Source organism: Lysinibacillus sp. UBA5994 (assembly GCF_002429725.1).
GTDB lineage: Bacteria > Bacillota > Bacilli > Bacillales_A > Planococcaceae > Lysinibacillus > Lysinibacillus capsici.
The window spans coordinates 94,911-102,757 of sequence record NZ_DJAU01000050.1 but is presented as its reverse complement, the minus strand read 5'-3'; the positions used below and the strand labels follow the sequence as shown (position 1 = coordinate 102,757).

12 protein-coding genes are annotated in these 7,847 nt (G+C 37.7%); 3 read left to right on the top strand and 9 right to left on the bottom strand.

All coding sequences use genetic code 11. The features are described 5' to 3' along the window. Positions 1-162 precede the first annotated feature (162 nt). On the top strand, positions 163-354 hold the full coding sequence (locus B3D98_RS15490; RefSeq protein ID WP_288584085.1) for a helix-turn-helix transcriptional regulator: 192 nt from the start codon (positions 163-165) through the stop codon (positions 352-354). Further along, positions 347-922, top strand: a complete 576-nt coding sequence (gene def, locus B3D98_RS15485; protein ID WP_288584083.1) for a peptide deformylase — start codon at positions 347-349, stop codon at positions 920-922. The genes B3D98_RS15490 and def overlap by 8 nt, the downstream gene beginning before the upstream one ends. A 28-nt stretch (positions 923-950) precedes the next feature. Here the strand turns inward: def and B3D98_RS15480 are convergent, their stop codons facing one another. Both B3D98_RS15480 and yneA read right to left on the bottom strand, forming a co-directional pair. Then, complete coding sequence (locus tag B3D98_RS15480) at positions 951-1,616, bottom strand: YneB family resolvase-like protein (protein WP_004232122.1); 666 nt, start codon at positions 1,614-1,616, stop codon at positions 951-953. Next, a complete protein-coding gene (yneA, locus tag B3D98_RS15475; RefSeq protein ID WP_288584077.1) occupies positions 1,613-1,927 on the bottom strand; it encodes a cell division suppressor protein YneA in 315 nt (104 codons plus the stop codon). The genes B3D98_RS15480 and yneA overlap by 4 nt, the downstream gene beginning before the upstream one ends. 166 nt (positions 1,928-2,093) lie before the next feature. Here yneA and lexA point away from each other — a divergent pair, with 166 nt between their 5' ends. Further along, on the top strand, positions 2,094-2,711 hold the full coding sequence (gene lexA / locus B3D98_RS15470) for a transcriptional repressor LexA (protein WP_004232118.1): 618 nt from the start codon (positions 2,094-2,096) through the stop codon (positions 2,709-2,711). A 107-nt stretch (positions 2,712-2,818) separates the two neighbouring features. Here lexA and B3D98_RS15465 read toward each other — a convergent pair whose 3' ends face one another. The 7 genes from B3D98_RS15465 to B3D98_RS15435 form a co-directional block, all read right to left on the bottom strand. Then, positions 2,819-3,541: a gamma-glutamyl-gamma-aminobutyrate hydrolase family protein gene (locus B3D98_RS15465; RefSeq protein WP_054550591.1), complete on the bottom strand. Its 723-nt coding sequence runs from the start codon at positions 3,539-3,541 to the stop codon at positions 2,819-2,821. Positions 3,542-3,574: 33 nt separating this feature from the next. Beyond that, the gene (locus B3D98_RS15460) at positions 3,575-4,327 is read right to left on the bottom strand and encodes a prepilin peptidase (protein WP_115673521.1); all 753 of its coding nucleotides are present in this window, start codon (positions 4,325-4,327) and stop codon (positions 3,575-3,577) included. 64 nt (positions 4,328-4,391) lie between these two features. After that, on the bottom strand, positions 4,392-5,084 hold the full coding sequence (locus B3D98_RS15455) for a hypothetical protein (protein ID WP_054550589.1): 693 nt from the start codon (positions 5,082-5,084) through the stop codon (positions 4,392-4,394). Then, a complete protein-coding gene (locus B3D98_RS15450) occupies positions 5,081-5,674 on the bottom strand; it encodes a PilN domain-containing protein (protein WP_202341607.1) in 594 nt (197 codons plus the stop codon). The genes B3D98_RS15455 and B3D98_RS15450 overlap by 4 nt, the downstream gene beginning before the upstream one ends. Beyond that, positions 5,674-6,648, bottom strand: coding sequence for a type IV pilus biogenesis protein PilM (gene pilM, locus B3D98_RS15445; RefSeq protein ID WP_066036585.1), 975 nt, complete (start codon positions 6,646-6,648; stop codon positions 5,674-5,676). The genes B3D98_RS15450 and pilM overlap by 1 nt, the downstream gene beginning before the upstream one ends. 112 nt (positions 6,649-6,760) lie before the next feature. Further along, entirely contained in the window at positions 6,761-7,216 is a 456-nt protein-coding gene (locus tag B3D98_RS15440) for a prepilin-type N-terminal cleavage/methylation domain-containing protein (RefSeq protein WP_288584070.1), read from the bottom strand. Between the two features lie 56 nt (positions 7,217-7,272). Then, positions 7,273-7,749 carry a prepilin-type N-terminal cleavage/methylation domain-containing protein gene (locus B3D98_RS15435; protein ID WP_048391344.1) on the bottom strand — a complete coding sequence of 159 codons (477 nt, stop codon included), beginning with the start codon at positions 7,747-7,749 and terminating at the stop codon, positions 7,273-7,275. Positions 7,750-7,847 lie beyond the last annotated feature (98 nt).

The window sequence follows — 7,847 nt, the reverse complement described above, 5'->3', positions numbered from 1 at the left end:
CTAAATCCCCTAGGAGTGACGCTGGCTCCACTCCAATCAATCCTTCTGCAAAAGTGTCTTTACTTTTTTCATACTAGCATAGGAATCAAATAGTCTAATATCTGTATTCTTAGGGGGATGGATATAAATGTCTAATACTTTGGACAAAATGGAGGGATAATTCTGAAGAACATCATCAAAATTTTAGGAAGAAAATTAGGCATAACACAAGCGTCACTTGCAAAAGAATGTGGAGTTGTGAGACAGACGATTAATAATATTGAAAATGATAAATATGATCCGACCCTTGAATTAGCTTTTAAGATTGCTAAGGTTCTTAATAGCCGTATTGATGAGGTGTTTATCTCTGACTAAATTTCACCCAGATTATATGATTACAATGAAGGATTTTGTGAAAGAACACTCGGCAATTTTAAGAAAAGAAACTCAAGAAGTGTCGAGACCAGTGACCAATGAAGACCGAAATACCCTCCTAGCCATGCTACAATATCTGAAAAATAGCCAAAATCAAACGCTAGCAAAAAAATATAAGCTTCGGCCTGGAAGTGGACTATCTGCTAATCAAATTGGCGTAGATAAACGAATGTTTGCTGTACTCTTTGATGACCAAGAAATGATGCTGATTAACCCTATAATAATGAGTCATTCCCTTAATATGATTTATCTACCGGAGGGAGAAGGCTGTCTATCTGTAAATCGACCTGTTCCTGGTTTTGTACCGAGATATGAGAGAATTAAAGTCAAAGCCTACAACATCGATGGACATGATATCATTGTACAGTTACAGGGCTACGGGGCCATCGTTGTACAGCATGAAATCGATCATTTAAATGGCATCATGTTTTATGACCGAATAAATAAAGAGCACCCTTTCCAACTGCCAAATCATGTTATCATCGAAAGCTTTTCTTCCCTTCAGTAGTTTTTTACAAAAAAAATTAGCAGGAATATTATTTTCCTGCTAATCTTTCTTGGTGCTCTTGGAAACGACGATGTACAGTCGCCTTACTTACCTCAAAGCCTAACCCTCTAAGCGTTATAGAAATTTCTTCAAAGGTAAATCCACGTTTGCGTAGCTTCACAATTTCCTCTACAGGTAGATCTTTTCGCTCCTGCCCCTGAGGATTACCTCGATTCGATAAATTATTTTCTGGACGATAACCGTTTTCTACAGCACGTCGCATTCCTCGTCGAATTTTAGCATTATGGATTCTACGCTGATATTCCTCTACAATTGCTAAAATTTCAAGCAGCATCGTATCCATTTCATTTAATTGGACTGGGCCTGCATCACGCATAGAAAAAACATCAGTTGCTGACTTTTGTAATAAATGTAATACAGCCATCCTTGCATTGCCTCGTCCTAAACGAGTTTCATCTTGGACAAAAAGAGCATTAATGTTCTTATCTTTTATAAAATCAAGCATTTCTAGCAAGCCTTCACGTTCTACATCATAGCCACTATGTTGATCTTTAAACACGCCCTTCACCGCATAGCCTTGCTCTTTAGCATAGCGCAGCAACTCTTCCTGCTGGCGCTCTAATGAGGAGCTTTGTGTTTCTTTTTCAGTACTTACGCGACAATAGACAACAGCCGATAGTTGATTATTTATCATTGTTCATTTCTCGCAATTTCGATAGTATTGATGGGACTGGCTTGATCACTCACTACAGGAATAACTAGAGATTTTCCCGCTACAATTTTAATATCTGCTAGTTCATTTTCAGTTTTTACAAGCTTTATCCAATCATCAGTACTCATTTTACCACGATATTGCTCGGCTAACGACCACAAGCTATCCCCATGTTCGATTTTAATTTCTGCGTAACTAACTTTTCCTGGATCAGTAATGTAAAGGTATGCTGCAAATAATAAACAAGCTCCTATTAAAATTGAGATATGTGTGTTTTTCTTCAACCATGTCATAATCATTACCCCTTTTTAAGAATGTTTGTTCGGAATGTATGTTCCCATAATAAAGCGAACAAACGTTTTTGTCAAACACTTTTCGAACCTATGTTTGCATACATGTTCGCATTCTGTTATACTATCAAATAAGAAGAATGATTTTAGAAAAAAGAGGTGAGCACTCATGAAAAAAGTTTCGAAAAGACAAGAGGACATTTTAGCTTTCATTAAGGAAGAGGTACGAGCTAAAGGATATCCGCCATCAGTACGTGAAATTGGTGAAGCAGTTGGACTTGCTTCCAGTTCAACTGTTCATGGACATTTAGCTCGATTAGAACAAAAAGGCTTTATTCGTCGAGATCCAACAAAGCCACGTGCAATTGAAATTTTAGAGCCTGAAGAATCCATTCAAAAACAACAGGTGATCCATGTCCCACTTGTCGGGAAGGTTACAGCTGGTTCTCCAATTACAGCAATTGAAAATATTGAAGAATACTTCCCATTACCCGATACGTATGGCACAAGTGAAGATCAATTGTTCATGCTAGAAATCATGGGGGAATCAATGATTGAAGCTGGGATTTTAGATGGAGATTTAGTCATTGTAAAACAAAAGGCAACAGCTAATAATGGGGATATTGTTGTAGCTATGACAGCTGAGGATGAAGCAACTGTAAAACGTTTCTTTAAAGAGAAAAACCATTTCCGTTTACAGCCTGAAAATTCTTCTATGGAACCAATTATTGTCGATCAAGTTTCTATTTTAGGACAAGTTGTAGGTCTTTATAGACGTGTACATTAACGATTAAAGCAGATTTTGAGGATTATGTTCCTTCTAAGAGCATGTATCCTCTTTTTTACGCAAAAAAAGAATCCACATACGATTGGATTCTTTGTACAATGCCTCTTCTAAGCTTCCTTCTTAAATTTTATGCTCGCTTCAATAAAGGCTGAAAATAGCTTTTGAGCACTCTCATCTCCTGCTATGGCTAGTTCCTCAGGATGCCACTGAACAGCTAAGCAAAATGGCATCTCCTCATGAACTACCGCTTCGATAATACCGTCGTTAGATTTTGCCGCTACTTTTAATTTTTCTGCTAAAACATTCACCGCTTGATGATGAAATGAATTCACTGCTATTTTCTCTTGTTCAACGATAGTCGCTAATAGATTGTCAGCAATAACCTGTACAGTATGGGTAGCTACAGTTCGACCTGATTGCTGCATATGTTGGAGTAACTTGGTACTAAAGTGATCACTATCAATATCCTGATATAAGGTACCACCTAATGCAACATTTAGTATTTGAATTCCTCGACAGATCCCGAAAATAGGCATCTTACGTTGGAATGCGGCTTCAATCAATGCTAACTCAATCGTATCTCGCGCTGGGTGAATTTTTCCAAGCTTTAATGAAGGCTCAGCCCCGAATAGAAATGGATGCACATCATGACCACCAGATAATAATAAACCGTCTGTGAGGGCTAAAATCTGGGCTGCCTCTTCTTCTACTCCAATTGGAATAATCAGTGGAATTCCACCTGCTTCAATGATACTTTTACTGTAAGCAACATTTAATCGAGAGGATAAATCATCCTCTACAAAGGCTGTAATACCAATAATCGGTTTCACTTGCTTCCCTCCACATTCTTGAAAATTTCACAATTACCAAAAGCCTAGATACCAATGAATTAATACATCGCCATAGAAATAAACAATAACTGCGGCCAATGCAATAGATGGCCCAAACGGAATGGGTGTTTTTCTCCCCTGTTTGTTTTTCGATAACATGGTAATCCCGACAATCATACCAATAACTGCAGCTAAAAATAGCGTTAACAGTGTATCAATCGTACCCAGAACGAGACCAATTAAAAAGAATAATTTAATATCGCCTCCACCCATGCCACCGTTTGATAGCACAGCAATGATATATAATATGCCAAAGCCAACCACAGCACCCACAAGAGAGTCCCACCACGGTGTTAATGGTGACAGCACTCGTCCAATAGCTAGCAAAGGTAAAAAGAATACTAACACCTTATCTGGAATTAGCATATAGGCTAAATCTGATACAACGATAATAATTAATAAAGAGATAAAAAAGAGTGCTACTATCAATTCTATGCCCCAGCCTAGCTGCCAATAAGCAAAGGCAAATAATACACCTGTCATTAATTCTATGACTGGGTAAACCCAAGAAATTTTATTGCCACAACCCCGACATTTTCCTCCTAACAATACATAAGACAAAACTGGTACTAAATCAAGCGCCGTCAGTCGTCTCTGACATTTTGGACAATGTGAAGGAGGATGTACAATCGACTCCTTCTGTGGTACACGTAAGCCAACTACATTATAAAAAGAGCCAAAGACAAGTCCAAATAAAAAAATAAAGATCGTATAAGCCATTTCCAATTTTATGTCCTCCTAAACCAATAGGCGCCCATACAAATGAAGTATGGTGCGCCTATCAATAAAGTTATTGTTGTTCTTCGTAGTAGAACGTCGTCACTTGCACTGTTGCCTTTAACGTAAGATCTGCATCTTTCTCAAGCTGTGCCTGCTCTCCAGGCAATTTAAATTCAATCTTATCGGTTTTCATGATACGCTCTAATTGTTCAACCTCCTGTAAAAAGCTTTCAAGAGAATTAAAATCAAGCGCACCCACCTCTAATATAAAAGTAACAAGCTTTAAATTAGTTGGTAAAGAGTCCTTCGAAAGAGATGCAATCGGTGTAGTAGTCTCCTTGTTCTCCTGATCACCATTGACCTCTGCTTCAGCCTGCTCCAACATATTAAGATCATTCGATTCATCTGAAGGTGTCACAGTGCCGTCCTCACCTTGAACAGTTAAAGACAGTACACGAGTTCCTGTCACCTCTTCAATCTCAGCTAAATCAAGAATAATCTTTTCAACGGCTCTTGTTACAGGTAGCTTTTGTCTTAAGGCTAATATATTGATAGTAGGCTGTCCCTGCTCTTTGTCTAATTGTGCTAGTTGTTCTTTGACACTAGCTAATTCTTGCTGCACCTGCAATACATTACTCTCTTTTTCATTCACTTCATCCAATTTTGGTGAAAGCAAATAATAATACAGCGCAAATAAAATAGCAGCTATCAGCGCAAGTAACAAGATCATAGACGAATTTTTACTACTCGTTAATTTATTCATGAGCGTCGTCCTCCAGCTAAATACATAAAATCGATTGTCGCTGTAATGGACACTGAATATCGCGGTACTTCTTTAAATTTTTGTTGGGGTGTTAACACCCTTTGTTCACCTAGCTCTATTTCAAAGTTTGAGACAGTGTTAATTTGAGCATCTGTAAAATAGCTACTCATTAAAAGTCGCTCCACATATTTCGATATATCTGTCATCGTTTCAAAATCCACTTCAATATTCACCGAGTTCTCTCCGAAAACATAGCTACGTAAATAGGATTGAGTTGGTAATAAAGTTTTTGTTTCATCAATTAACGGTGTTACAGGATAAGAAACGCTTTGTATAAAAGTTACTGAATCTTCCAACGAACCCTGATCGACATTTTGTCGTGCGTCTAGCTCTTGCTGCAATTGATCAAGCTGTGTTGTTAATGCCTGTTCCTCTGCAGTCAATCGTGACAATTCACTTTTGGATGTAAAAAATAAAAAAAGTAAATAAGCTACAATAAGTCCCACAATGACAATCACCAAGCTATAAAAAAGCTTGGGAGAGGTTGTTCTTTTTTCAAGTTGTGGTAAGAGGTTTATATCTGGAACCATTAACGAACCTCCTTCAAAGCTAAGCCAAGCAACGTTGAAAATTCTCGCTTAAAGCGCGGAAACGATTTCTCAATTTTTTTCCCATCGACAACCCTTAGTGGTGGTTCTAAATTAGAAGCGAGTAAGTTCCCAATTGATTTCAATAGTGGGTTATCGCCAAGCATGATAATTTCATCCACTGTTTTTTCACCTTTATGTAAAGAAAACTTAAAGAAATTCATCATCCGATCAATCTCTAAAACCTGATCCATTACGACCATTTGATAATTCTCTGATTCACCATTATAAATAAATTGATAGCTAAACTCATTCTCTTTCTTTCCCAGCCATTGCGTCATATCTACTTCAATGGTTTGATAGCGCAAAAACTCCACTTGGCCATTGGAAAAAATACTGATGGAGAGTTCATTAATTGACCATTCTGCAATTAAATAGGTTTTATTAGGCATTAATAAGGACATGTGCTCTAATAAACGTATATTACAAAGCGCACGAATATCGGCAGCTTCGGGTTCTAATGAAACATCTAACAGCATCCCTACCAGTTTCGTAATCTCTTCAGAAGGTGCAGCAAATAAGATAGCCTTGCCGTCCTCGGCATCTGCATCATACACATCAATTAAAGGGTCTTGAAATGGTAAATGAATAGAATGTCCCAATTCCATTTCAGCATATCCTCGTAATTCCTGAGGCTTTACATCTTTAGGGTGCTCAAAGTTTTTCAATAGAACCGTCGTATCAGGGACAAACATACGAACAGCCTGTTTTTTCCCTGTCCATTTCATTACTTGCTCTTTAATCACCTCAAAAAGAGCTACCTCATCGATAATAGTTCCATTTTCAACGATTCCAGCTGCTAAAGGGTATTCATAGCCCTGCCACTGATTAGGCTCTGGTCCTTTCGCCACAATCGCACGCAGCACATAATCCTTCAGTTCAATCGAAACATGCGACTTTCTTTTTCTCTTAAACATGTGAAAAGACCTCCTTATCCTACTCAGTATAAATGATTTTTTCAATTAGTCATCCATTTCCCAGCCAGAAACGCAAATTTTCTTGCGCTTCTGAGTGGGTTAGGAGGACTGATTATGGCGTTGTTGTATCTGGAGTAGTTGTAGGTTTTTCTCCTCCAGCTTTCACCAATTTACTATTAATCTCTTTTTCAAGGGATTTTCCATCTGTAACTTTAAATTCTTCTAATTTTATATCCTTTAATCTAGGGTACGTAATTTGCCAACCATCTTTTGTTAATTCAACAACAGTATCATTTAATTCTATACCATCCACATACGATTTTAATGCATCTTTATCACATTTATCATTTTTACACGCCCCATCAATATAAGCAATCTTAGCCCCCGCTAGAATATTTGATGCTTCTGCTAAAATTGCACGGTCCTTCGACTTATTAATAATATTACCAATTGCAGGTACAGCGATTGCTGCAATAATTGCTAGAATAACAATTACAGCTAATAGTTCAACTAATGTTAAACCTTTCTCATTTTTCAATAGTTTTTTATTTTTCCACTTTTTTAACATTTTGAAATCCTCCTTAATAGTTTTATATGAAGTGTGTGTACACGCGCTTCTGAACATTATGGCGAAGCTGCACAATCTCGCCCAATACATTTGCCACCGGTTCCCTTGCTGCCTTTACGAATATCGTCTGCAATATGCTGTAAGGTGGCATTATCAAAATTTATATATTTTCCATTGCTGTAATAAATCGCATGCGCATTGAAGTAGTAGGTGCCCTCGATAAATTGGACATTGGCACTCTGACCTTCTTTATCTGCCTCTAATATTTTGCCAGCACTGTCTAAATAACCGCCAGATACTAATTTTTCCACTTCGACGATTTGCCATTGATCAGCGGTTGGATGCTCCATAAAATAAAACTGCGCGGCATGAATAACATTAATGGCATCTGCTTTTAATGCCTTATAACGTGAATTATCAATGACATTACTTATAGCTGGAATTGCAATGGCAGCAACGATAGCTAGAATAACAATGACTGCCAATAACTCGACTAATGTCAAGCCCTTTTCGTTCTTTACCCTAATTTCCATGTCCAGTCTCTCCTTTAATACTTAACCATGAAGATACCTACTTGCCGCTTCCTTTTGTTAGCAAATCTAAGTAGATATTTCCCATTAAGCGGAACAAA

Bases quoted from the DNA above. Each gene is read 5' to 3' on its own strand.
- B3D98_RS15480 (WP_004232122.1), bottom strand. From the start codon at position 1,616: ATGATAAATAATCAACTATCGGCTGTTGTCTATTGTCGCGTAAGTACT.
- yneA (WP_288584077.1), bottom strand. From the start codon at position 1,927: ATGACATGGTTGAAGAAAAACACACATATCTCAATTTTAATAGGAGCT.
- lexA (WP_004232118.1), top strand. From the start codon at position 2,094: ATGAAAAAAGTTTCGAAAAGACAAGAGGACATTTTAGCTTTCATTAAG.
- B3D98_RS15455 (WP_054550589.1), bottom strand. From the start codon at position 5,084: ATGAATAAATTAACGAGTAGTAAAAATTCGTCTATGATCTTGTTACTT.
- B3D98_RS15450 (WP_202341607.1), bottom strand. From the start codon at position 5,674: ATGGTTCCAGATATAAACCTCTTACCACAACTTGAAAAAAGAACAACC.
- pilM (WP_066036585.1), bottom strand. From the start codon at position 6,648: ATGTTTAAGAGAAAAAGAAAGTCGCATGTTTCGATTGAACTGAAGGAT.
- B3D98_RS15440 (WP_288584070.1), bottom strand. From the start codon at position 7,216: ATGTTAAAAAAGTGGAAAAATAAAAAACTATTGAAAAATGAGAAAGGT.
- B3D98_RS15435 (WP_048391344.1), bottom strand. From the start codon at position 7,749: ATGGAAATTAGGGTAAAGAACGAAAAGGGCTTGACATTAGTCGAGTTA.